The organism is Nocardia sp. NPDC057440 (assembly GCF_042802915.1).
Taxonomy (GTDB): domain Bacteria; phylum Actinomycetota; class Actinomycetes; order Mycobacteriales; family Mycobacteriaceae; genus Nocardia.
Window position 1 is genome coordinate 1 of record NZ_JBHVDF010000014.1, and the last position, 23733, is coordinate 23733.

The window sequence follows — 23733 nt, forward strand, 5'->3', positions numbered from 1 at the left end:
GCAGCGCCCCCGGACCCCCGCCCGGAGGGCTGCGCCCCCGGACCCCCGCCCGGAGGGCTGCGCCCCCGGACCCCCGGCCGGCGGGCTGCGCCCGGCCGGGCCTGTGTGGGCATGGTTCCGTTTCCGACCTTCGCTTCGCTTGTTGTTGGCCGTCGACTTGGCTGGTTGCCGGTCTTGGCTCCGGCGGCTGTAGCTGTGTGTGGGTGGCCCGCTTCGGCTGGCGTTCCTGCCCGCTAGCTGCGCTTCTGGGTGGGCTGGGCTGCTGCGCTGCGCTGGCCTGCTTGCGTTGGCCCCCGTTTGGCTGTCGCTGTGTGGCAGGGCCGGCTTTGGCCGATCTCGGCGCTCGCGCTGGCTGCTGGTTCTTGAGCCTGCTGGGCTGCGCTGGGTTGGCTGCGCTGCTGGGCTCGGCTGCTTGGGTTGGCCCTATGTTTGGCTGTCGCTGTGTGGCAGGGGCCGGGCTTCGGCCGATCTCGGCGCTCGCGCTGGCTGCTGGTCTTTCGCCCGCTCAGCTCTAGCCATGCGGCTGGTCTCGCCTCGGCCGATCTTTCGCTCTCCTGTCGCGGGCTCGGCTGGGCTTGTGGACCCTGCCCTGCGCGCCTGGCCCTTGCTCGAACGGCCGCAAGGACGCCGGTTGCCTCCCATGAGTCGATTCGCGCCTGTTCGGGGTCTGTCGTCCTGCTCAGGGCATAAGTAAGGCCCTCCAGTCGGGTGTCTGGAGGGCCTTCTCGGGTCGGGGGTTAGCCGCTCTTGCGCCGGAACTCACGCTTGTGGCTGGCGTTGCCGTGCGCCGACGTGGCCTTGGACCGTCCGTCCAGGTGATCCGACGCCTTGGCGGACTGCTGGTTCTTACGATCCAGCGCCTCCTTGAACTTGCGCTTCACCTCTTCGGCACTGCCGCCGTTGGAACTATCCGCTTCCGCCATCGCCTGCTCCTCGTCGTCGCGGCCGCGACGCTCGTCCTCCGGACGCACGTGCGGGGCCGATTCGTGTCGAACTATGTGACGCTAACGCGCCTACGTCGCCCTGTCAGGCGGATTTCGGTCGCGCCGCGCCGGTCTATTCCGGCCGTGTGGCCAGGCTCTCACTCGTGCGGGGATCAGTCGAGCGCGTTGGCGGTGGTGCCGCCCAGCGGCAGTGCGGGCAGGCCGAGCTTGCGATGGTCCCAGCTGCGCAGCCGATCAGGCACCAGGCGCACCGCCACCCGCTTGTGCAGCATCTGCTCGACGAAGGGGCGGACGTCCTCGCTGTAGGGCCCGGTATAGCGCTCCCACACACTGACGCCGACCGCGTACAGCTTGTCGGCGTCGTCGATGATCTCGGCGTGGCCTTCGATCGAGACGCCGCGCAGGGTGTCGTAGGTCTGGCCCGCCTCGACCATGCAGGTGATCCGTGGGTCGCGGCGCAGGTTGACCGCTTTCTGCGACTTCGCCTTGGTCTCGAACCAGATCTCACCGTCGATCAGCGCGTACCACATGGCGGTCAGGTGCGGGGTGCCCTCGAGGCCGATGGTGGCCAGGGTCGCGATCCTGCTGCGCTCCAAGAAGTCGGTGATCTCGCTCTCGGACATGACGATCTGTGCCCGTTGGTTTGCTCCCATGGGGCAACTGTAGAGACCGACTACTAGAACGTGTTACAGGCGCTTGTGTAATGCGTCGGCCGCGGCGACCAGGTCTGCTGCCCAGCGTGCGCCGGGTCGCCTGCCCATGCGATCGATCGGGCCCGATACCGACACCGCGGCGATCACCGCGCCCCCCGCGTCGCGCACGGGCGCGGAGACGCTTGCCACTCCGCTCGCGCGTTCGGCGGCGCTCTGCGCCCAGCCGCGTCGGCGCACTTCGGCGAGCGCGCGCTCGCCGAAGACCGCGTCGGCCAGGATCATGCGCTGTAGCTCCGGGTCGGCCCAGGCGAGCAGTACCTTGGCCGCGGATCCCGCGGTGAGCGGCAGTCGGGCGCCGATGGGAACGGTGTCGCGCAGCCCGACATTGGGCTCGAGGGCGGCCACGCAGATCCGTGCGTGACCATCGCGGCAATAGATCTGGACGCTCTCGCCGGTGATCTCGCGCAACCGCGGCAGGATGACCGTCGCGGCCTCGTTCAGCGGGTCGGTGGCGCCGGCGGCGAGCTCCGCGAGCGCCGGTCCCGGCCGCCACAGGCCGTTGTTGTCGCGGGCGAGCAGGCGGTGCACTTCGAGGCCGACGGCGAGCCGGTGGGCGGTGGCGCGCGGCAGGCCGGTGCGGGTGCACAGCTCGTGGAGACCGCAGGGTTGCTCCGCGACGGCGTAGAGCACTGACACCGCTTTGTCGAGGACGCCGATACCGCTATGCTGTCTCATAGAACGATACTAGCGTCTCGGATGTTGAGATCGCCAATGTTGAGGAATCGACGTGGACGGCTCATTTCATCCCCCTGGCGCCGTTATCCACAAACCTGTGCAGCCGGCCCTCGCGCACTCAGCCCAGATCGCGCGGACCGGATGCTCGTCGGAAAGGGTGATCGAGAATGGCCGACCGCGCACTGACGCTGGCCGAGAAGGTGTGGGAGCAGCACGTCGTCGCTCGCGGCGAGGGTGAAGGGGCCTCGCGTGAGCCGGATCTGATCTACATCGATTTGCATCTCGTGCACGAGGTGACCAGTCCGCAGGCCTTCGACGGGCTGCGCGCCGCGGGCCGTCAGGTCCGCCGCCCCGACCTGACCATCGCCACCGAGGACCACAACGTCCCGACCATTGATATCGATCGGCCGATCGCCGACCCGATTTCGCGCACCCAGGTCGAAACGTTGCGGCGCAATTGTGCGGAATTCGGTGTGCGGCTGCACCCGATGGGCGATCTCGATCAGGGCATCGTGCACGTGGTCGGGCCGCAGCTCGGCCTGACGCAGCCCGGTACGACGGTGGTGTGCGGCGACAGCCACACCTCCACCCACGGCGCGTTCGGCGCGCTGGCGATGGGTATCGGCACCAGCGAGGTCGAACATGTCCTTGCCACCCAGACACTCTCGCTGCGCCCGTTCAAGACGATGGCGATCACGGTGGACGGCCGATTGCCAGACGGTGTCACGAGCAAGGACCTGATTTTGGCGGTTATCGCCGAGATCGGCACCGGCGGCGGTCAGGGCTATGTGCTCGAGTACCGCGGTGAGGCAATCCGCGCCATGTCGATGGAGGCGCGAATGACGATCTGCAACATGTCCATCGAAGCGGGTGCACGAGCGGGCATGATCGCGCCGGACGAGACAACCTATGAATTCCTCAAAGGTCGCCCACACGCGCCGCAGGGGGCCGATTGGGATGCCGCAGTGGCCGCCTGGGAGGCGCTGAAGACCGACGAGGGCGCGGGTTTCGACGCCGAGGTGCATATCGACGCCAGCGCGCTGACGCCGTTCGTCACCTGGGGCACCAACCCGGGACAGGGAGCGCCGCTGGGCGACACCGTGCCCGACCCGGCGCGGATTGCCGATGAGACCGCGCGTGAGTCGGCGGAGAAAGCGCTGCGGTACATGGATTTGGCACCGGGTACTCCGCTTCGTGACGTCGCGGTGGACACCGTATTCGTCGGATCGTGCACCAACGGGCGTATCGAGGATTTGCGTGCGGTGGCGGGGATTTTGAAGGGACGCCGCGTTGCCGATGGCGTGCGAATGTTGGTTGTACCGGGCTCGATGCGGGTTCGAGCTCAGGCGGAAAAAGAAGGACTCGGCGAGATTTTCACGGCGGCGGGCGCCGAATGGCGGCAAGCGGGTTGCTCTATGTGCTTGGGAATGAATCCCGATCAGCTGGAGCCGGGCCAGCGCTGCGCATCGACCTCGAACAGGAACTTCGAGGGCAGGCAGGGCAAAGGTGGCCGTACGCACCTTGTTTCCCCGCTCGTAGCGGCCGCGACAGCGGTCAGGGGCACCCTCTCCTCGCCGGCGGATCTGAACTGACCTGCTGCCGGAGAGTTCCCGCCGCGGCGGGGATCAATCTCGCCGCAGGCACGCGGATCAATCGCGTCGCCCGCCCAAATCGCCTACCGACCCAGGAGAATCAGTTATGGAAGCCTTCACAGTGCACAAGGGGATCGGAGTGCCGTTGCGCCGATCCAATGTCGACACCGATCAGATCATTCCCGCGGTGTATCTGAAGCGCGTGACCCGCACCGGATTCGAGGATGGACTGTTCGCCGCATGGCGATCGGATCCGAACTTCATTCTGAACACCGAGCCCTACACGCGGGGCAGTGTGCTGGTGGCAGGTCCGGATTTCGGTACCGGATCCTCGCGTGAGCATGCCGTATGGGCGCTGTCGGACTACGGCTTTCGGGTAGTCATCTCATCCCGCTTCGCCGACATCTTCCGCGGCAATGCGGGCAAGGGCGGTGTACTTGCCGCGCAGATGTCACAGAACGATGTCGAAATGCTCTGGAAGTTGATCGAGGAACAGCCTGGCCTCGAATTGGTTGTAGACCTCCAAGCGCGCACGGTGACGGCCGGAACCGTCGTGTTGCCGTTCGATATTGATGACTACACACGATGGCGTCTGCTGGAAGGATTGGATGACATCGGGCTCACGCTGCGGCGTAGTGACGCCATCGACGAGTTCGAAAAGGCAAGGCCAGCTTGGAAACCCGCCACCCTGCCGGCACGTATTTCGCAAGCGTAATCACCCTGCGTAGATAGCTGTACAACCCTAGGGGCGGTAGCTGGACGTGTGCTAAACCACATGAATTTTGGCGTGGCACATAGACTCTTGCCCATTGTGGGTTTACCGTGGTACCTAGTCGGTCCGACGACGGGCCATTAGTCTGCGGAGGATTCAATGAACAAGGCGGAACTGATCGACGTTCTGACCGAAAAGTTGGGTACGGACAGGCGCACGGCCACCGCGGCAGTCGAGCACGTGGTCGACACCATCGTGCGCGCGGTGCACAAAGGTCAGAGCGTCACAATCACTGGATTCGGTGTGTTCGAACAGCGTAAGCGTGCGGCTCGCGTGGCGCGGAACCCGCGCACCGGCGAAACCGTCAAGGTGAAGCCCACTTCGGTTCCAGCGTTCCGTCCAGGTGCTCAGTTCAAGGCCGTCATTGCGGGTAAGCAGAAGCTGACCGCGAGCGGCCCCGCCGTCAAGCGCGGCGCGAATGCGCCGGTGGCGGCGAAGAAGGCGGCCGCCAAGAAGACCGCGGCGAAGAAGACGGCGGCCAAGAAGGCCACCGCTACCAAGGCGCCCGCCAAGACCACGGCGAAGAAGGCAGCCAAGAAGGCTCCGGCAAAGACCACCGCCCGCAAGACCGCGGTCAAGGCGACCGCCAAGAAGGCTCCGGCCAAGGCCGCGGCCGTCAAGAAGGCTCCGGCAAAGAAGGCTCCGGCCAAGAAGGTGACGGCCGCCAAGAAGACGACAGCGGCCAAGAAGACCACGGCCGCAAAGAAGGCGCCCGCCAAGAAGTCTGCGGCGAAGAAGGCTCCGGCCCGTCGGGCTCGCTGACGCCACGGCTGCATCGAAAACGGCCCCGGGTCACCCCGGGGCCGTTTCGGTGTGTCAGGACCGTGCTGAGGGGGTCAGGACTTCACGATGGCATCCGACAGCGAGCGGTCGAGATGGTCTGCGGCGACGAGACGTCCGGCCGTGAAGGACAGCACCCACGCGCTGCCCTTGCGATTGCGGGCGGAGGGCAGGGTAATGCCGTCTCGGTCGGCCCACCAATTCAGCAGATCGGGAATCACCTTGCCCTGACTGCACAACACCCGCACCGCGCGATCGGAAACGAGTTCGCGGGCGCGCTCGCGGGCGGCGTCGGGCGCTGCGGCATAACCGGATTCGGAGAACAGCGGCTCGATGGCGATTTTCGCACCGAGTTTCTCCGCCAGCGGCGCCACCGTCTGAACGCAGCGCACCGGTGGGGCCGAATAGACCTCGGATGCGCCGAACGCCAGCAGATTCGGCACCAGCGACTGGGCCTGGCCCTGTCCGGCTCGCTCCAGCGGCCGCTGGTCGTCGGAGCCGTCGAACCGGTCTCTGCTGCCTGCCTTCGCGTGCCGCACCAGCAGCAGCGTGCTGCTGGCCGCCGGTAGCCGGGCGAACGCGCGCAGCACCTGCCGATCCATAGGATAGGACAGTTGTTCCATCACGCGGTCGAGCGAGTACCACTTCAGTAGGTCGACCTCGGAGTTGGCGGCGAATGCACCGCCCGACACCTCGGCCGACCAATAGTCGACACGCTTGAGTTTGCGATGTCCGGGAATGGGATAAGTGACGTGCCCGAGGTAGCGGCCGAGTCGGCAGTCGAGCCCGGTCTCCTCCCACACCTCGCGCACCGCGGCGAGGACCGGTGTCTCACCCGGGTCGAGTTTGCCCTTCGGCAGGGACCAGTCCTGGTACTTGGGGCGGTGCACGACCGCGATCTCGACGGCGCCGGAACCCCCCGGCGACCTTCGCCACAGCACCGCGCCCGCAGCGTGAATGTTGGCTGTCACGCGGGGATCCCAGAACGGTCCCCCGTCCATCTCGTATCCCGTGGCATCACTCACGGCTGATCTGGTCTCCGCAATCGCATCAGGAAGTCTTGGTGGTCTCTTACTTGTTCGCCGTTCTCGCCCGCTGGGTGGGGCCTGGCATGCCAACTGCCGTCGGCCTGGAGCACCCAGCACCGCGTCATCGGATGCAGCGCGGAGTCGAACACCGCGCCCATCTGCTCGGTGAGCCGTGGATCCTTCACCTGGGCCATCACTTCGACGCGACGGTCGAGGTTGCGGTGCATCATGTCGGCGCTGCCGATCCAGTATTGGTCCTGGGCCTGGAAGTGCATGATCCGCGAATGCTCGAGGAAACGGCCGAGAATCGAGCGAACCTCGATATTGTCACTCATCCCGGGAACACCGGGTCGCAGCCCGCAGATGCCACGCACCACGATCTGCACGGGGACACCCGCCTGCGACGCGCGGTAGAGCGCATCGATGACTTGTTCGTCGACGATCGCATTGGCCTTCAACCGAATTCGCGCCGGAATGCCTTCTTGCGCCAGCTCCGTTTCGCGCTGGATCCGCTCGATGATTCCGGCCCGAACTCCTTGTGGTGCAACAAGTAGGTTGCGGTAGTTGGCCTTTCGCGAGTATCCGGTCAGCGAATTGAACAGGTCGGTCAGATCGGCGCCGATTTCCGGTGCGGCGGTAAGCAATCCGACGTCCTCATACAGGCGTGCGGTCTTCGGATTGTAATTTCCGGTGCCGATATGGCAATAGCGGCGGATGGTCGAACCCTCACGCCGCACCACCAGACACGTCTTGCAGTGCGTCTTGAGGCCGATCAGGCCGTACACCACGTGCACGCCGGCCTGCTCCAGCGCCCGCGCCCATTTGATGTTGGCCTGCTCGTCGAAGCGAGCCTTGATCTCGACCAGCGCGACGACCTGCTTGCCCGCTTCCGCGGCGTCGATGAGCGCATTCACGATCGGGGAGTCACCAGAGGTGCGGTACAACGTCTGCTTGATCGCGAGCACCTGCGGGTCGGCGGCGGCCTGCTCGATGAAGCGCTGCACGCTGGTGGAGAACGAGTCATAGGGGTGGTGCACCAGCACATCGCCCTCGCGCAGCGCCGCGAACACATTGCGTGGGGTCTCGCGCTCACCGAAGGCGGGCGGGGTGGCGGGCACGTACGGCGCGTCTTTGAGGTTCGGCCGGTCGACGCCGTAAACCTGCCACAGGCACGACAGATCGAGCAGGCCGGGCACCTGGATGACATCGCCGGCGTCGACCTCGAGCTCACGCAACAGCAGATCGAGCATGTGCTCGGTCATATCGTCGGAGACCTCGAGGCGCACCGGCGAGCCGAAGCGCCGCCGCGCGAGCTCGCGTTCCAACGCCTGCAGCAGATCCTCGTCGCGGTCCTCGTCGACCTCGAAATCGGCGTTGCGGGTGATGCGGAACGCGTGGTGCTCGACCACCGTCATACCGGGGAACAGCAGATCCAGATGCGCCGCGATGAGCTCCTCCATCGGGAGGAATGCCGCGATGAGGGAGCCGGAATCGCTACGCCGCACCCGGACGAACCGATCGACGTTGTCGGGCACCTTCACTCTGGCGAAGTGTTCGCCGCCGGTGGCGGCATCCCGCACCGTCACCGCGAGGTTCAGGCTCAGCCCGCTGATGTAGGGGAACGGGTGGGCCGGGTCCACCGCGAGCGGCGTGAGCACGGGGAAGACCTGCTCTTGGAAGTGGCCGGAGAGGCGACGGCGCTCATCGTCGTCGAGGTCGGTCCAGTCGATGATGGCGATGCCCTCGGCGGTCAGGGAGGGCAGGACGGAGTCGAGGAAAGCACGGGCGTGCCGGTCGGCGATCTCCTGGGCCCGCGCGGCGATCATCTCCAATTGCTCGGTGGGCGAACGTCCGTCCGCCGAGCGCACCGAAAGCCCGGTCTCGGCGCGGCGCTTGAGGCCTGCGACGCGGACCATATAGAACTCGTCGAGGTTCGAGGCGAAGATCGCCAGGAATTTCGCCCGCTCCAGCAAAGGCAACGACTCGTCTTCGGCAAGGGCGAGCACCCTGGCGTTGAAGTCGAGCCAACTCAGCTCGCGGTTCAGGTAGCGATCACGTGGCAACCGCTCGGCCGTCGAGTCCTCGGAAGGAGGTGTCGCAGCGGGCGGCGGCGTGGGAAGCAGCTGCTGCTGCTTGACGACTTCCGTATCACTCATGCCAGCGCCTCGCTGGCGCTCGGCTCTGACATGCGCGATGCGCGCTCATAAATGGTCCGCTCGCTTCGCTCACTCACGCACACGATCATCCCCTACAAAACCGACCGTGTGCAGCCCGACACCGTGATTGATATGAGCATCACCCCGTTGTGGCGACCATCTAGCACACGTGTCGAACCGGCTCGTGAACGTGACCAGGCCAGCCGATGTCGCACAGGACGGCCCGGGTGGCGACCCCGGCTCCGAGATCGATGGCCTGATCGAGATCGTCGGCGGTGTCGACGTCCAGCCGTAGCCCCGGCCATTCGCCGCTCAGATCGACGGCGCCCGCGGCGATGTGCCTGCGGGCGGAGTCGGGTCCGAAGCGTGGGTCGAGTGTGGTGGTGGCGGCGCGGACCAACAGTGCCGCGGTGCCGGTTCCCGCGTGGTCGACGACGATCGAGCGCACGCCCTGCGGCGCGGACGCCAGCATGTCCGACAGTTCCTCAGGGCGTAAGGCGGGCAGGTCCGCCTGCAGGGCCAGCAGATCGATCGGACCATGCCGATGCCGCAGCGCGCTCGCGGCGTCGGTCAGCGCGGTGTTCAGGCCGTCCGGATCGGCGGGATCGATCGCGTCCCGGCGCGGCTCGGGATGCACCATGGCGCCGAGGGTTCGCGCCAGGTCGGCGACGGCGGGGTCAGGGGTGACGACCGTGACCGAGGCGACCTGAGGCGCGGCAGCGGCAGCGGTCACGGTGTCGGCGAGCATGGCGAGCACAAGCCGCGCCCGATGCTCCGGGCGCAGCCGATCGGACAGGCGGCTCTTGGCCCGGTCGAGGCTTTTCACCGCGATCACGGCGTGCACGGCGTGCGGACGCATGCGTCCAATCCTTCCATGGCATATTGGGCAGATGACGAGGGCGGCGGTGCTGGGCGCGGGATCATGGGGGACAGCGTTCGCGAAGGTGTTGGCGGAGGCGGGAACCGAGGTCACGATCTGGGCCAGGCGACCGGAGGTGGCCGAGGCGTTGGCAACCGATCATCGCAATCCGTTCTATCTGCCCGGCGTGCAACTGCCCGCCGTCGCGGCGACCGACGATCATGTGCGCGCGCTCGCGGGTGCGGAGATCATCGTGCTCGCCGTGCCGTCCCAATCCCTGCGCGGAAATCTCGAGAAGTGGAACGACGCGATCGGGACAGCGGTGTCCGATCACGACGCCTCGTTGCTGAGCCTGGCCAAGGGCATCGAAACCGGCACGCTCTTGCGGATGAGCCAGGTGATCGGTGCGGTGACCGGGGCCGAGGCGAGCCGGATCGCGGTGCTGTCGGGTCCGAACCTGGCCAAGGAGATCGCCGCGGGACAGCCGGCGGCCACCGTGATCGCGTGCACCGACGCCGCACGCGCGATGGCGCTGCAACAGGCCAGCGCGACCGGGTACTTCCGTCCGTACACCAACACCGATGTGATCGGCTGTGAGATCGGCGGCGCATGCAAGAACGTGATCGCGCTCGCCTGCGGTATCGCGTCCGGAATGGGATTGGGCGACAATTCGATCGCCAGCCTGATCACCCGCGGGCTTGCCGAGATCATCAGGCTCGGGGTCGCGCTCGGCGCCGAGCCGGTCACCCTCGCCGGGCTTGCCGGTGTCGGTGACTTGGTCGCGACGTGCACCTCGCCGCTGTCACGCAACCGGTCGTTCGGGCATGTGCTCGGCGCGGGCGGGTCGATGGAGGCCGCGCAGGAAGCCACACATGGGCAGGTCGCCGAGGGTGTGAAGTCGTGCACATCCATTCGTGCGCTGGCGGTGGCGCACGACGTCGAGATGCCGCTGACGAACGCCGTGCACCAGGTCTGCCACGAGGGCATTTCGGTCAGCGCGGCGGTGGGTACTCTGCTCGGCAGGCGGATCAAGCCGGAGTAGTTCCGAGCGCCGCGCTGACCTCGGCGGCGTCCGGGCAGAAGGTGGGCGCGGCCGTGGTAACGGGTACGGTTCGGTGCATGACGAACCGGATCAGGGTGGCTGTGGTGTTCGGCGGGCGCAGTAACGAGCACGCCGTCTCGTGTGTGTCGGCCGGCAGCGTGCTGCGCAACCTGGATCCGCAACGGTACGAGGCGGTGCCGATCGGCATTACCGCCGAGGGTAGCTGGGTGCTCGGCAGTTCCGATATCGCTGCCCTCGGGTTCAGCGGCAGCAGCGCCCTGCCGTCGGTGGACAGCACCGGCACCGCGCTGACCTTGGCCGCTGACCCGAGCCGGTCCGGCGCACTGGTCGCGCTCGACGATCCCAGCGCCGCATTGGGTTCGGTCGACGTGGTGTTCCCGATCCTGCACGGTCCGTTCGGCGAAGACGGCACCCTGCAGGGCATGCTCGAGCTGACCGGTATCCCCTACGTCGGGCCCGGCGTGCTGGCCAGCGCGGCGGGTATGGACAAGGAATTCACCAAGAAACTGCTCGCCGCCGAAGGCCTGCCGATCGGCATCCAGGCGGTGCTGCGGCCCGGCACTGCCACGGTCAGTGAAGCGGACCGGGCGCGCCTCGGGCTGCCGGTGTTCGTCAAACCCGCGCGCGGCGGCTCCTCGATCGGCATCACGAAGGTCACCGACTGGAGTGAGCTGGACGCCGCCATCGCGACGGCACGCACGCACGACCCGAAGGTGATCGTGGAGGCAGGCATCGTCGGCCGCGAAGTCGAGTGCGGCGTACTGGAATTCCCCGACGGCCGGATCGAGGCGAGCGTGGTCGCCGAGATCCGGATGCCCGACGCCGACACCGACGCACCCGACTTCTACGACTTCGACACCAAATACCTCGACGACGTCTGCGAATTCGACGTCCCCGCCAAGCTCGACGACGACGTCTCCGACAGCATCAGGCAACTCGCGGTCCAGGCTTTCCGCGCATTGGACTGCCAGGGCCTGGCCCGCGTCGACTTCTTCGTCACCGCGGACGGCCCCGTGATCAACGAAATCAACACCATGCCCGGCTTCACCGCGATCTCCATGTACCCGCGAATGTGGGAAGCAACCGGAATCGACTACGCCTCGCTGGTTTCCACTCTGATCGAAACCGCACTGGCCCGAGGCACCGGCCTGCGATAACGGCCTACCCCGCCCTACACCCGCTGTCGCAACCTGACACCCGTCACACAGGGTGTGCGGCTACTGACCGGGGCCTGCGGATGCCGACCGGGTTGCGTCGTCGGACCCACCGGACTCGAGAACTGCGGGGCTCGGGCAATCGGGGCGGCACTCAGTTCGGCAGTGGGCCCGGATCGATCGCCTGGGCCGGGAGATCGGCGGTGATGGCGTCCGAAACTCCCTGCAGCGGGGTCGGGCCCGAGCCATCGGGGATGGTCAAAGCGATGTAGGTTGCGCGGTCGACGGCGAACCAGGTGCTTGCCTTGCTCGCTGGGTCGCGGGCCTCGAACCATTGGACGCCGTTCACGATCTGCAGGGCCGAGGCGCGGTTGAATTCGAGCGGGCGGTCCAGGCCGCAGCGCAGCACGATCGGGTCGCCGCCGTCGCTGCGCTGCCAGGCGCGGGTGGCGGGCGGTGCGGGCTCCACCAGTTGGGACTTGGTGTAGTCGCCCAGCTCGACGGGCAGCACGGGCAACAATGTGGTGCACGCGGCGCCGTCCGCGGCGGGTGCGGGGACCGGACCGAGTAGCAGCGGTTCGCGCTCGATCGGCGCGTTGCGGGCCAGGATTGCGGCCACCAGGATCGCGACGATCAGCACGACTGGCAGTGCGACCGCGGTGGCGATGAGTGCGGGCGGGTAGGGGCGAGCGGCGGAGGATGATTCGCTGTCGCTGTCGCTGTGGCCACCGTCGCTGGTGGCGCTCTTACCGCTGGCTGTGGTGTCGCCCTCGATGCTCGATGGTGCGTCGGTCTCAACGTCGGCGGCGGTCCGCTCCGGTGTGCTCGCCGAGGCGTCGGCTCTTGGCGAGTTGGACTCGGACGGATCGGGCTGCGCAGGTTCGATCTGCGACCGGTCGGGTTGCGCGGAGTCGGCCCGCGCTGGATTGGCCTGTGAGGAGTCGGTCTGCGCTGCTTCGGTGTGCGGGCCGTCGGCTTGCGCAGGTTCGGTCTGCGGGGAGTCGGCCTGCGATGGTCCGGTCTCCGGTGAGTCGGCCTGCGGCGAATTGGTCTCCGACGAATCGGGCTTCGACGAATCCGCCGCCATGCTCACCGGTCCTTCCTAGTCGGTTCGCGCCGGTCGGCGTGCCGCGGGAATGTCCGCCGCGGGTGCTACGCACCGGCCCAGTAGTACTCGATTGCCCTGGAAAGAGTACCGTCGTGGCGATTCCAGCCAGCAGCATGTCGGGAAGGGACCGGTCATCAGCGAGAGCACGGGGCCGAAGACGGTGCGTGAGCTGGGGGAGTTTGCGCTGATCGAGCGGATCAACGCGGGCCGGGTGCAGACGCGCGCGGTGCTGCTCGGACCAGGCGACGATGCCGCGCTGGTCGCGGCGCCGGACGGCCGGTTCGTGGTAACCACCGACATGCTGGTGCAGGGTCGGCATTTCCGGCTCGACTGGTCGAGTCCGCACGACATCGGCCGCAAGGCGATCGCCCAGAACGCCGCCGATGTGGTCGCGATGGGCGCGGTGCCGACCGCATTCGTGGTTGCGCTCGGCTGCCCGGCCGACACCCCGGTCGAGGTGATCGACCGGTTGACCGACGGGATGTGGGCCGAGGCGGCCAGAGCCGGTGGTTCCATCGCGGGCGGCGACCTGGTCCACAGCCCGGAGATGGTGCTGTCGGTGACCGCGTTCGGTGACCTGCGCGGTCGCGCACCTATCACCAGAGCCGGTGCCCGCGTGGGGGATACGGTCGCGGTGGCGGGCCGCCTCGGCTGGTCGGCGGCGGGCCTCGCCGTGCTGACCGCGGGGGTCGATCCGGCCGGCGAGAACTTTGCCGATGCGCTTGCGGCGCACCGGGTTCCGCAGCCGCCATACGCAGCGGTGCTGGACGCGCTGTCGGACTCCGCCGGTGGGCACGACGCGGGCCAGGGCGGCCATGTTGCGCAACCGGAGGACGGCGTGCTCGGGTCGCACCACCCACCGCCGCAGTCCCGTGGCGCGGCGGTATTCGGATCCGGCGTCATCGGATCCGCCGGGCACCGCACCAGGACCGCGCCGAATGCGCTCACTGATGTGTCGGACGGATTGCTCGCCGATCTGGGACACATCGCCGAAGCGTCCAGGGTCGCCATTGATCTGCACTCCGCCGCATTGCGCGACGCCGCGCTAGAGGCGATCGCCCGAGAGCTGGATGCCGATGCGGCGCAATGGATTCTGACCGGCGGTGAGGATCACGCCTTCGTCGCCACCTGGCCGCAGGAGCGGTTTCTGCCCGCAGGCTGGGTGCCGATCGGCCGAGTGCTGGCAGGTCATGGCGTCACCGTCGATGGTGCGCCGCGGCCGGGCGCGGGAGGCTGGGAATCGTTCACCGGGGCGGACTCGGCATCCGACGCCGCGACCGGATAGGTTGTCCGGTCATGGGCGCGAAACCATTGACCGAAATCATGGATCCGGGTTGGGCGCAGGCTCTCGGACCGGTGGAGGAACAGATCTCCGCCATGGGCGAATTCCTGCGCGCCGAGAACGCTGCGGGGCGTGGCTATCTACCGGCGGGCGAGAACGTGCTGCGCGCCTTTCAGCGTCCGTTCGACGCGGTGCGGGTGCTCGTCGTCGGCCAGGACCCCTACCCGACGCCAGGGCACGCGATGGGGCTGAGTTTCTCTGTCGCGCCGGATGTTTCGCCGGTGCCGCGCAGCCTGGCCAATATCTTCTCCGAGTACACCAAGGACCTCGGTCACCCGACACCGTCCTGCGGTGACCTGAGCCCCTGGTCGGATCAGGGTGTGCTGATGTTGAACCGAGTGCTGACGGTGTCGCCGGGCCAGCCCGCTTCCCATCGCGGCAAGGGCTGGGAGGCGGTGACCGAGCAGGCGATCCGCGCCCTGGTCGCGCGCGACGAGCCGCTGGTCGCGATTCTGTGGGGCAAGGACGCCTCGACGCTGAAGCCGACGTTGGCCGAGGCCGAGGTGCCCTACATCGAGTCCGCGCATCCTTCTCCGCTGTCCGCGTCTCGCGGATTCTTCGGTTCCCGCCCGTTTTCCCGAGTGAACGAACTGCTCGACGAACTGGGCGCCGAACCGGTGGACTGGCGCCTGCCCTGATACGGGCGCTGACGAAAAACAAGTGAGGAGCTCTTCTATGCAGATCAGAACTGTTCGCGGCGCATTGCGCGGCACCATCGCCACCCTGGCCCTCTGTGCGGCTTTGGCGGGCGGGACCGCGGCGGCGAGTGCGGCGCCGTTGGCGCTCGAACCTGCCGCGGCCGCGGACACCACGGTGGCGCCTGTCGGCGAGGAAATGACCTCTACCGGCTCTTCCACCATCTCCTCCTCGGTGAACGCCACGGTCGTGTGCATGCTTCAGCGCACGCTGAGCGCGTCGGGCAAGTGGGACTGCTGAGGTCCCATTCACTGGGGCTCGATTAATCCCTCGGATTAGCTGTGCGATCCTCGGATCGTGAGTAATGCGAACAATCTCCTCGATCCGGTCCGGCTGCGGCTGCACGGATCGGGTGGAATCGAGCTGGCCGCCGACCGGTTCGGTCCGGCCGACGGCCCGCTCGTCCTGTTCCTCCACGGTGGCGGGCAGACCAGGCACTCGTGGAAGCAGACGGGCGCGAAGCTGGCCGCCGCCGGGATGCGCGTCGTCACTCTGGACGCGCGCGGCCACGGCGACAGCCAGTGGGCGCCCGACAGCGACTACCGGCGCGAAACAATGGTCGCCGACCTGGTTTCGGTCCTGGAGCAGTTGGGCGCCCCGGCCGTCGTCGTGGGTGCGAGCATGGGCGGGATCACCGGACTGTTGACGACCGCGGTCCCCGGTGGCGCGGCGATCAGCGCGCTCGTGCTCGTCGATATCGTCACCCGCCCCGAGCATGACGGGGTCGCGCGGGTGATCGACTTCCTCGGCAAGCATCGTGGCGGTTTCGACACCGTCGAGCAGGCATCCGACGCGGTCGCCGAGTACATGCCGCACCGTCCGCGGCCCAAGAATTCCGACGGGCTGCTCCGGAATCTGCGTGAGCGTGAGGGCCGCTGGTACTGGCACTGGGATCCGGACATGCTGAAGAACCGCGTCGAGGATGTGACGGACATGACCGAACAGATGGAAACCGCCGCCCGCGCGCTGACCATCCCGGTCCTGCTGGTGCGCGGCATGCAGTCCGATGTCGTCAGTGCCGAGGGTGCGGCCACCTTTCAGGAATTGGTGCCACACGCCGAGCTGGTCGAGATCGGCGGCGCGGCGCACACGGCCGCCGGTGACGACAACGATGCCTTCACCGACGCCGTCGCGAAATTCGTCTTGGCGTCCAGGCCGTAGCCGGGTCCGGCGTCACCCGTAGTTGGGCTTGCGCTTCTCGACGAAGGCGTCGACGCCTTCCCGCCCGGCGGGGCCGTTGGCGGCCGCGGCGATGGCATCGCGTTCGTAGTCGAGCTGCTCGCTCAGCGTCGACGAAGATGATTGCGCCAGAAGCGATTTGATGCTCGCGTAGGTCGATCGTGGTCCGCTGGAGAGGCTGCGGGCCAGGTTCAGCGCCGCGGCGCGCACGTCGTCGTCGGCAACCAGGCGACTGAGGATGCCCAGGCGCACGGCTGCTTCGGCGTCGAGAACCGCGTCGGTGAGCAGGATTTCGCGAGCCCGCCCCGCGCCGACGATGCGCGGCAGCGTCCACGACATGCCGCCGTCCGGGCTCAGTCCGATACCGGGGTAGGCGGGCCGAAGTTTGGTGCTCGGGCCGCCGAGCGCGATGTCGGCGAGGCAGACCAGGCTCATCCCGGCGCCGGCTGCCCAGCCCTGGACCCCGGCGACTACCGGCACTACCGTCTCGTCGAGCGCGCGGACGAAATCGTGCAGATCCGTTGCGAGACCGTGGATATGCGCGGCGCGATCCTCGGCCGCCGCGAAGCCGCGCACATTGCCGCCCGCACAGAAATTCGCACCGGTTCCGGTCAACAGCACCGCGCCGACATCCGAACCGAGGGTCCGCAAGGCCGCCGTGCCCGCGGTGATGCCCGCGAAATCCATGGAGGTGCCGTTGGCGGAGGTGGCGATGGTGATCTGCAGCACGCCGTCGACGGCGGTGACGTACTCGGTCTCGGTGGAGGAGGTCATGACTGCACACTATCGTGCGGAAAGCGCACCATCCGAACCTCGAACGAGGGCATGAACGCTTCGACCCGGCGCGTGCCGTCGAGTTCGAAGCCGTGCTTGCGGTAGAAGCTCTGCGCGCGCGGGTTCTCCTCGAACACCCACAGCGAGCACGGTGTCTGCGAGTCGAGAACCGTGCGAATCAGCTCGTGCGCGACGCCGGTGCCGTACCACGGGGACCGGACGTACAGCGCATTCAATTCGGTCGCCGGCACCGGGGGCCGGTCGCGGGTCGGGCCCGCGCTGACGAAGCCGATCACCTCGTCGTCGGCGAGCGCGACGTGGGTATGTCCCGGGTATGCGATCCGATTGCGTTCCCACTGTGCCGCCCGCCGTTCGACGTCGAAGGCGGCGAGCACGTGGGCGGGTACGAGGTGCTGATAGGCCTCGCGCCAGCAGGCGATGTGGCACTCGGCCAGGCCGCGGGTGTGTTCGGCGGCGAGCGGGACGATCTGCCACGAGGTCATGGTCACTATGGTCGCCGACCGGCCCCATCGATGACCACGCCCCGGATCACCCAAAGGGTGCCGGGGCGTGTGTCGGTATGGTGCGGCTGAATCAGCCGCGGGCGACCTTGCCCGCCTTCAGGCAGGAGGTGCACACGTTCATGCGACGGGTGTTACCCGGCGCAACCTGGGCGCGAACGGTCTGGATGTTCGGGTTCCAGCGACGGTTGGTACGCCGGTGCGAGTGCGAGACCGACTTCCCGAAGCCGGGGCCCTTGGCGCAGACGTCGCAGACGGCAGCCATAGTCGCGAACTCCTTCATGTCATGTGGGGACCGCTGCATTGCGGCAGCATGTCCGGAAACAATGTCAAATGCCTTGCCGACTGATGTCGGCCAGCGCAAACCGGCGACGGCCACGCGAGGCAACCCTGCAAGATTAGCTGCCGGGCCCCCGATCCGCCAAACCGGGCGGCCGGAGCACGCACGGCAACCACCTACGGGCGCTGCCCAGCGTAGTGATTCGGTGTCCCGAATCCGCTGTCGGTATCGCCCGCTAACCTGGCGTGCGGGTGGTGCGCGGGTCACCGAGTGTGGTGGCCGATCGCGGTGTCGACGAGGTGGAGAGAGGTGAAGGTGCCCGGAGTGCGGGACACGATGAGCGATGGCCGGACCTTCGTCCGCCCGAGTGCTCTGGACGGCACAGCGCTGCTGCGCTGGGGCCGGGTCTGCCTCGAGGGCCTGGAGCGGCGCCGCGAGGAGATCAACGCGCTCAATGTCTTTCCTATCGCCGATTCCGACACCGGCACCAACATGCTGGCAACCATGCGCGCGGCAGTGCAGGCCGCCGATGCGGCGGTGGTTTCCGCGCATTCCTATCGCGCGCCCGGGAGTGCGGTATCCGCCCACGATGTAGCCGCCGCGATGGCGCGTGGGGCGACACTCGGGGCCCGCGGCAATTCCGGAATCATCCTCTCGCAGGTGCTGCGCGGCATCGCCGAAGCGGTGCACGGTGGACCCCTCACCGGGCGCACGCTGCGCGAGGCTTTGGCGCGGGCCTCCGCCCTGGTGCGCGAGGGACTCAGTGTCCCGGTCGAGGGCACGATTCTCACGGTTCTGGATTGCGCGGCCGGTTGTGCCGCGGCCTGCTCGGATCCCGCTCTTGCCGAGGTGGCGGTGGCGGCGGCCGATGGGGCCGCCGAGGCGCTCGGTGCCACGCCCTCGCAGCTCGGGGTGCTGCGCGAGGCAGGGGTGGTCGATGCCGGCGCACGCGGACTTGTGGTCCTGCTCGACAGTTTGGTCTCGGTCACGCTGGGGGAGACGCCTGCCAGGCCGGATTACGTCCGCGGCGAAATCGGCGGCGTATCCGGAGTGGACGTGCCAGGCGTCGCGGAGCCAGGGCCGCATTTCGAAGTGATGTATGTGCTCACCGAGACCGACGAGCGGCAGGTCGTCCGCTTGCGTGCGGCGCTGGCCGAGTTGGGGGACTCCGTCGTCGTGGTCGGTGACGGCGGCGGCTCGTGGTCGGCACATGTGCACTGCGCGGATGCCGGCGCGGCGGTCGAGGCGGGCCTGGCCGCGGGCACCTTGAGCGCCATCAGGATCGAAAGCTTCGCGATCACCGCGCAGGTCGGTCATACGCATGCCGACACTGCCGCGGGCGTCGACGGCGTCGCACCGGCGGCCCACGCTGGACTCGCCGCCGAGATCGCTGGACACCGTGGAGTCGCCAGGGACGGCGCAGTCGTTCGCGGCGATGGCGCTCGGTACGCCGCGATCGACGTGCGCGGCGGCCTGGTCGCGCGCGGTGAGCCTGCGGACCGGGGGGTGCTCGCCGTCGCGGCGGGAGCGGGAGCCGCCGCGCTGTTCGAGGCCGCGGGCGCGGTGGTGCTCGGCGGTGACGGCCCGGTCACCAGCGCCGCGCTGCTCGCCGCGATCCGGCGGCTGCCCAACCGTGAGGTGCTGGTACTGCCCAATGGCGCGCTGCCCGCACACGAATTGGTCGCCGTCGGCGTCGCGGCCCGTGACACGCATCGTGACGTGCTGTTGCTGCCGAGCGGATCCATGGTGCAGGGACTGGCGGCGCTGGCCGTGCACGATCGTGGCCGGATCGCGGTCGACGACGCCTTCGCGATGTCCGAAGCGGCGGCGGCCACCCGGTGGGGTTCGCTGCGCGCAGCGACCGGCCGCGCGCTCACGATGGTCGGCACCTGTGAATCCGATGACGGGCTCGGGTTGGTCGGCCACGACGTGGTGGTGATCGATCGGGATGTGCGGACCGCGGGACTGACCCTGCTCGACCGGATGCTGAGTTTCGGCGGTGACCTGGTCACCCTGTTGATGGGCCGGTCGGCGCCCGCCGGGCTCGCGGACGAACTGGCCGCGCACATCGTCGAGGGCTTCCCCGGTATCGAGGTCACCGTGTATTCCGGTGGGCAGCAAGGAGATCTGGTGCAGATAGGGGTGGAATAGATCCATGGCGACATTGAGCGATCGGCTCGACCACCTGCTCGGCGTGAAGGCGGCTGAGCCGCTGGCCGACGCGTTCGACATGCACACGGTCGAGGACCTGCTGCGGCACTACCCGCTGCGCTATGCGACCCAGGGCCAGCCCCTCACACAGGAAGAGCCCGAGGAGGGCGCGCATATCACCGTCATCGGCCGGGTGACCAAAACCGAACTGCGGCCGATGAAGAACCGCAGGGGCAGGCTGCTCAAGGTCGTCCTCGACACCGGCTCGGTGCGTCCGATCGAGATCACCTTCTTCAATGGCGACAAGGTGAGTTATCTTGTCCGCGAAGGAGTCCGGGCGATGATGTCGGGCACCGTGCACTGGTGGCGGCCGGACCGGTGGAACCTTTCGCATCCCGATTATCTGATCCTGCCTGAAAAGGAAGACGGCTCGGTCGAGAACCTGACCTCGGTGCGCGGTGGCGGCGCGCTGCGCGGGCTGGCGCAGAGCGCGAAAGGCGCTGGGGGCGTGGATGTCTCCTTCTTCGAACGGGAGTACATCCCGGTGTATCCGGCGACCGCGAAGGTGCAGAGCTGGGATCTGCTCGCCTGTGTGCGGCAGGTGCTCGATCAGCTGGACCCGATCGACGATCCGCTGCCGACCGACCTGCGCGCGGATCGCGGGTTGCTGAAGGTGTCCGAAGCGTTGCGGCTGATCCATCTGCCCGAGAGCAAGACCGACATCGAGCAGGCAAGGGAGCGTTTGCGTTTCGACGAGGCGCTGGCATTGCAGCTGGTGCTCGCCGAACGGCGGCACGAGGTGGAGGGTCGCGCGGCGCGGCCGTGCCCACCGCGGTCCGACGGCATCGCGGCGGTCTTCGACACCCGCCTGCCTTTCGAACTGACCGAAGGGCAGCGGCAGGTGATCTCGGAGATCTCCGCTGACCTCTCGCGTACCCATCCCATGCACCGTTTGCTGCAGGGCGAGGTGGGCTCGGGCAAGACGATCGTCGCGCTGCACGCGATGCTGCAGGTGGTCGACGCAGGCCAGCAGTGCGCGCTGCTCGCGCCGACGGAAGTGCTAGCCGCTCAACACTATCGGTCGTTGCGCGCGATGCTCGGCGACCTCGGCACCGCGGGCGAGCTCGGCGCGGCCGAGCAGGCCACCAAGGTCGTGCTCGTCACCGGTTCGATGTCGGCGGGTACGAAGAAGGCCGCGCTGCTCGACGCGGTCACCGGCGAGGCAGGCATCGTGATCGGCACCCATGCGTTGATCCAGGACGCGGTGGAGTTCTTCGATCTCGGCATGGTGGTGGTCGACGAACAGCACCGATTCGGCGTCGAGCAGCGGGATGCGCTGCGCGCCAAGGCGAAAGCCGGCTCCAGCCCGCACCTTCTGGTGATGACCGCGACGCCGATTCCACGCACCATCGCCATGACCACACTCGGTGATCTGGAGACCTCCACCCTCACCCAACTGCCGAGGGGACGTTCGCCGATCATCTCGAAGGTGGTGCCGCGCAAGCAGCATCCGAGCTGGGTCGATCGGGCCTGGGAACGAATCCTCGAAGAGGTGGCGGCCGGTCGGCAGGCCTACGTCGTCTGTTCCCGGATCGGTGACGACGAGGACGCCGCCCGCGCGGGCAAGTCCCGAAACGGCCGGTCGAAATCTGGCGACGGCGGCGAGCCCGGACCCGAGAAGGAAGGCCCGACGACGCAGGCCGCCGTCGACGTGTTCGACACGCTGCGCACCGGCCCGCTCTCGGGCGTCCGAGTCGGCTTGCTGCACGGCAGGCTGCCGTCGGATGAAAAAGACCAGGTGATGCGTGCTTTCAACGACGGCGACATCGACGTCCTCGTCTGCACCACCGTCGTCGAGGTCGGCGTCGACGTCCCGAACGCCACCGTGATGGTGATTCTCGATGCGGACCGATTCGGCGTCAGCCAGCTGCACCAGCTGCGCGGTCGTATCGGCCGCGGCCAACATGCCGGTCTCTGCCTGCTCGTCACCGACGCCAACCCCGGCGGCACCGCCATGGCCCGGCTGAATGCGGTGTCGGCCACCACCGACGGCTTCGAGCTCGCCGTCCTCGACCTACGCCAACGCCGCGAAGGTGACGTCCTCGGCGCTGCGCAATCCGGCACCGCTCGCTCCTTGCGGCTGCTCTCGCTGCTCGACGACCTCGAAGTCATTACCGCCGCACAGGATTTGGCCAGGAAAGTGGTGGCGGCCGATCCCGGCCTGGCAAAGCACCCTGGCCTGGCAGGCATGATGCACGCCGCGGTCGACGGCGAGCGCATCGAATACCTCGCCAAATCCTGATCGGCCCACTCCGAGCACACCGATCTCCCTGAAAGCTCACCACTCCGAAACGGTTTCGGCCGGACGGTGCGCGGCGCGACCGGCCCTCAGCGCGCCGAACGGGGATACGGGAGGTCTGTGCTGGTGTGTTCGGTGACTGCGAGGGGGCTGCCGATATTGGGGAAGGCCCGCTGGGGACAAGAGGGGCGTTCACAGACCTTGCAGCCCGCACCGATCGGTACCGCGGCGGCGGGGTCGTCGAGGTCGAGACCGGTGGAATACACCAGGCGGTCGGCGTATTCGATATCGCATCCGAGCCCGATCGCGAAGTTCTTCGTGGATGTGCCGAATCCGTGTGGCGCGGTTGTGGTGGTGCGGGCGATCCACAGGTAGCGGCGACCGTCGGGCATCGCGGAGATCTGCGTCAAGACGCGCCCCGGGCTGGCGAACGCCTCGTGCGCCACCCACAGCGGACAGCTGCCGCCGACTCTGGAGAAGTGGAATGCGGTGGCGGATTGACGTTTCGAGATATTGCCCGCGCGGTCGGTGCGGACAAGGAAGAACGGCACGCCGCGCTGACCCTGGCGCTGCAGGGTGCTCAGCCGGTGGCAGATCGTTTCGAAACCGACTTCGAACCGTAGGCTGAGCAGGTCGATGTCGTAGTGCAGCTCCTCGGCGGAGCGCAGGAACCGGCCGTAGGGCAGCACCAATGCGCCGGCGAAGTAGTTGGCGAGGCCGATGCGCGCGAGCGCGCGGGATTCGCCGGTGAGCGCGGGGGTTTCGGCCAGCACCGCGTCCAGCTCTTTCCCGAAGAGCAAGAACCCGAGGGTAGTGGCGATCTGGAAGGCACGCTGGCCGGGTCGCAGCCGTCGAGCCAGCGTCAGTGTGCGGCTTTCCGGGTCGTAGTGCCGCTTCGGGATCGACGGGTCGGCGCCGTCGCCGCGCACGAGAACCGTGACGCCCGCGCGCTCTTCGGCCACTCTGGCGAGTTGCCGATCGAGCGATCCGATGGTCATGCCACATTCCTCGAAGAGCTGTTCGGCAGCGTGATCGAGTTGCGGAATGTGATTGTGGTGGTCGTAGAAGAAGTCGCGCACGTCCTCATAGGCCATGGGGGTGCCCGGCGTGCCGGTCGGGGCGGCCACCCGCGCCGAGAGCAGGTCGAGCTGGTCGGTCGCGGCGCGCAGGCGCCGGTGCATCGAAACAACGATCCTGGCCACCTCGGGTAGCCGGGTCGCCAGTTCCTCCACCTCGGTCAGCGGCGCGCTGTCGCCGCCCGCGGCATCGACCAGCACTTCGTGCAGGTCGGAGACCAGCCGCGCGTCCGAATCGGCCGCGAAGAACTGCACGTCGAGGTCGAAGGTGGAGTTGAGTTTCAGTAGTACCGGGATGGTGAGTGGTCGCTGGTCACGCTCGAGTTGGTTGAGGTAGCTGGGCGATAGATCAAGCGACTTCGCCAGGGCCGCCTGGGTCATTCGTCGTTCTTCGCGCAACCGCCGTAGTCGGGCGCCCGCGTACATCTTGCGCACGTGCAAGATGGTAGCGGCCGGAATTCGCAAACATCGCAAAATGTGCAAATCTCGTCGGCGAAATTCTGCTGTTGCGAGGTGTTTTGCATCGAATCGATCCTGCGTAGCGTGCGAAGCGCGCTGCACCGGAGGATGC

The 23733-nt window shown here is 67.7% G+C and carries 22 protein-coding genes; 11 read left to right on the forward strand and 11 right to left on the reverse strand.

Annotated elements, in window-relative coordinates:
- Positions 1-737 precede the first annotated feature (737 nt).
- The 3 genes from ACFU4Z_RS25915 to ACFU4Z_RS25925 form a co-directional block, all read right to left on the reverse strand.
- Positions 738-923 (reverse strand): DUF5302 domain-containing protein, encoded by a 186-nt coding sequence (locus tag ACFU4Z_RS25915; protein WP_379067399.1) that lies wholly within the window; start codon positions 921-923, stop codon positions 738-740.
- Positions 924-1096: 173 nt separating this feature from the next.
- A complete protein-coding gene (locus ACFU4Z_RS25920; protein ID WP_379067401.1) occupies positions 1097-1597 on the reverse strand; it encodes a pyridoxamine 5'-phosphate oxidase family protein in 501 nt (166 codons plus the stop codon).
- Between the two features lie 33 nt (positions 1598-1630).
- Positions 1631-2332, reverse strand: a complete 702-nt coding sequence (locus ACFU4Z_RS25925; RefSeq protein WP_379067404.1) for an IclR family transcriptional regulator — start codon at positions 2330-2332, stop codon at positions 1631-1633.
- 167 nt (positions 2333-2499) lie between these two features.
- On the opposite strand from ACFU4Z_RS25925, the gene leuC reads away from it, so the two are divergent.
- From leuC to ACFU4Z_RS25940, 3 genes are all read left to right on the forward strand, one after another.
- On the forward strand, positions 2500-3924 hold the full coding sequence (gene leuC, locus ACFU4Z_RS25930) for a 3-isopropylmalate dehydratase large subunit (protein WP_379067406.1): 1425 nt from the start codon (positions 2500-2502) through the stop codon (positions 3922-3924).
- A 106-nt stretch (positions 3925-4030) separates the two neighbouring features.
- Positions 4031-4639, forward strand: coding sequence for a 3-isopropylmalate dehydratase small subunit (gene leuD / locus ACFU4Z_RS25935; protein WP_379067408.1), 609 nt, complete (start codon positions 4031-4033; stop codon positions 4637-4639).
- A gap of 156 nt (positions 4640-4795) precedes the next feature.
- The gene (locus ACFU4Z_RS25940) at positions 4796-5458 is read left to right on the forward strand and encodes an HU family DNA-binding protein (RefSeq protein WP_379067410.1); all 663 of its coding nucleotides are present in this window, start codon (positions 4796-4798) and stop codon (positions 5456-5458) included.
- 74 nt (positions 5459-5532) lie between these two features.
- On the opposite strand, the gene ACFU4Z_RS25945 is transcribed toward ACFU4Z_RS25940, so the two are convergent.
- The 3 genes from ACFU4Z_RS25945 to cofC all read right to left on the reverse strand — a co-directional run bounded on the left by ACFU4Z_RS25945 (position 5533) and on the right by cofC (position 9519).
- Positions 5533-6477, reverse strand: coding sequence for an NUDIX domain-containing protein (locus ACFU4Z_RS25945; protein WP_379067826.1), 945 nt, complete (start codon positions 6475-6477; stop codon positions 5533-5535).
- A 20-nt stretch (positions 6478-6497) separates the two neighbouring features.
- A complete protein-coding gene (locus tag ACFU4Z_RS25950) occupies positions 6498-8660 on the reverse strand; it encodes an RNA degradosome polyphosphate kinase (RefSeq protein WP_379067412.1) in 2163 nt (720 codons plus the stop codon).
- Between the two features lie 160 nt (positions 8661-8820).
- Positions 8821-9519 carry a 2-phospho-L-lactate guanylyltransferase gene (gene cofC / locus ACFU4Z_RS25955; protein ID WP_379067414.1) on the reverse strand — a complete coding sequence of 233 codons (699 nt, stop codon included), beginning with the start codon at positions 9517-9519 and terminating at the stop codon, positions 8821-8823.
- Positions 9520-9550: 31 nt separating this feature from the next.
- Here cofC and ACFU4Z_RS25960 point away from each other — a divergent pair, with 31 nt between their 5' ends.
- Both ACFU4Z_RS25960 and ACFU4Z_RS25965 read left to right on the forward strand, forming a co-directional pair.
- The gene (locus tag ACFU4Z_RS25960) at positions 9551-10561 is read left to right on the forward strand and encodes an NAD(P)H-dependent glycerol-3-phosphate dehydrogenase (protein WP_379067417.1); all 1011 of its coding nucleotides are present in this window, start codon (positions 9551-9553) and stop codon (positions 10559-10561) included.
- Between the two features lie 77 nt (positions 10562-10638).
- Positions 10639-11739: a D-alanine--D-alanine ligase family protein gene (locus tag ACFU4Z_RS25965; RefSeq protein WP_379067419.1), complete on the forward strand. Its 1101-nt coding sequence runs from the start codon at positions 10639-10641 to the stop codon at positions 11737-11739.
- A 151-nt stretch (positions 11740-11890) separates the two neighbouring features.
- Here the strand turns inward: ACFU4Z_RS25965 and ACFU4Z_RS25970 are convergent, their stop codons facing one another.
- Complete coding sequence (locus tag ACFU4Z_RS25970; protein ID WP_379067828.1) at positions 11891-12511, reverse strand: DUF3515 domain-containing protein; 621 nt, start codon at positions 12509-12511, stop codon at positions 11891-11893.
- A gap of 493 nt (positions 12512-13004) precedes the next feature.
- Here ACFU4Z_RS25970 and thiL point away from each other — a divergent pair, with 493 nt between their 5' ends.
- The 4 genes from thiL to ACFU4Z_RS25990 are packed head-to-tail and all read left to right on the forward strand — an operon-like array spanning position 13005 to position 16043.
- On the forward strand, positions 13005-14129 hold the full coding sequence (gene thiL / locus ACFU4Z_RS25975) for a thiamine-phosphate kinase (protein WP_379067831.1): 1125 nt from the start codon (positions 13005-13007) through the stop codon (positions 14127-14129).
- A gap of 11 nt (positions 14130-14140) precedes the next feature.
- The gene (locus ACFU4Z_RS25980; RefSeq protein ID WP_328404241.1) at positions 14141-14824 is read left to right on the forward strand and encodes a uracil-DNA glycosylase; all 684 of its coding nucleotides are present in this window, start codon (positions 14141-14143) and stop codon (positions 14822-14824) included.
- 37 nt (positions 14825-14861) lie between these two features.
- Entirely contained in the window at positions 14862-15122 is a 261-nt protein-coding gene (locus tag ACFU4Z_RS25985; RefSeq protein WP_379067422.1) for a hypothetical protein, read from the forward strand.
- A gap of 57 nt (positions 15123-15179) precedes the next feature.
- A complete protein-coding gene (locus tag ACFU4Z_RS25990) occupies positions 15180-16043 on the forward strand; it encodes an alpha/beta fold hydrolase (protein WP_379067424.1) in 864 nt (287 codons plus the stop codon).
- A 12-nt stretch (positions 16044-16055) separates the two neighbouring features.
- Here ACFU4Z_RS25990 and ACFU4Z_RS25995 read toward each other — a convergent pair whose 3' ends face one another.
- The 3 genes from ACFU4Z_RS25995 to rpmB all read right to left on the reverse strand — a co-directional run bounded on the left by ACFU4Z_RS25995 (position 16056) and on the right by rpmB (position 17621).
- Positions 16056-16835: an enoyl-CoA hydratase/isomerase family protein gene (locus tag ACFU4Z_RS25995; RefSeq protein WP_379067426.1), complete on the reverse strand. Its 780-nt coding sequence runs from the start codon at positions 16833-16835 to the stop codon at positions 16056-16058.
- Positions 16832-17338 (reverse strand): GNAT family N-acetyltransferase, encoded by a 507-nt coding sequence (locus tag ACFU4Z_RS26000; protein WP_379067428.1) that lies wholly within the window; start codon positions 17336-17338, stop codon positions 16832-16834. The genes ACFU4Z_RS25995 and ACFU4Z_RS26000 overlap by 4 nt, the downstream gene beginning before the upstream one ends.
- 91 nt (positions 17339-17429) lie before the next feature.
- Positions 17430-17621 carry a 50S ribosomal protein L28 gene (gene rpmB / locus ACFU4Z_RS26005; RefSeq protein ID WP_039799620.1) on the reverse strand — a complete coding sequence of 64 codons (192 nt, stop codon included), beginning with the start codon at positions 17619-17621 and terminating at the stop codon, positions 17430-17432.
- A gap of 351 nt (positions 17622-17972) precedes the next feature.
- On the opposite strand from rpmB, the gene ACFU4Z_RS26010 reads away from it, so the two are divergent.
- Positions 17973-19787, forward strand: a complete 1815-nt coding sequence (locus ACFU4Z_RS26010) for a DAK2 domain-containing protein (protein WP_379067833.1) — start codon at positions 17973-17975, stop codon at positions 19785-19787.
- 4 nt (positions 19788-19791) lie between these two features.
- On the forward strand, positions 19792-22089 hold the full coding sequence (gene recG / locus ACFU4Z_RS26015) for an ATP-dependent DNA helicase RecG (protein ID WP_379067430.1): 2298 nt from the start codon (positions 19792-19794) through the stop codon (positions 22087-22089).
- Between the two features lie 86 nt (positions 22090-22175).
- On the opposite strand, the gene ACFU4Z_RS26020 is transcribed toward recG, so the two are convergent.
- A complete protein-coding gene (locus ACFU4Z_RS26020) occupies positions 22176-23597 on the reverse strand; it encodes a short-chain fatty acyl-CoA regulator family protein (protein WP_379067432.1) in 1422 nt (473 codons plus the stop codon).
- Between the last annotated feature and the right edge of the window lie 136 nt (positions 23598-23733).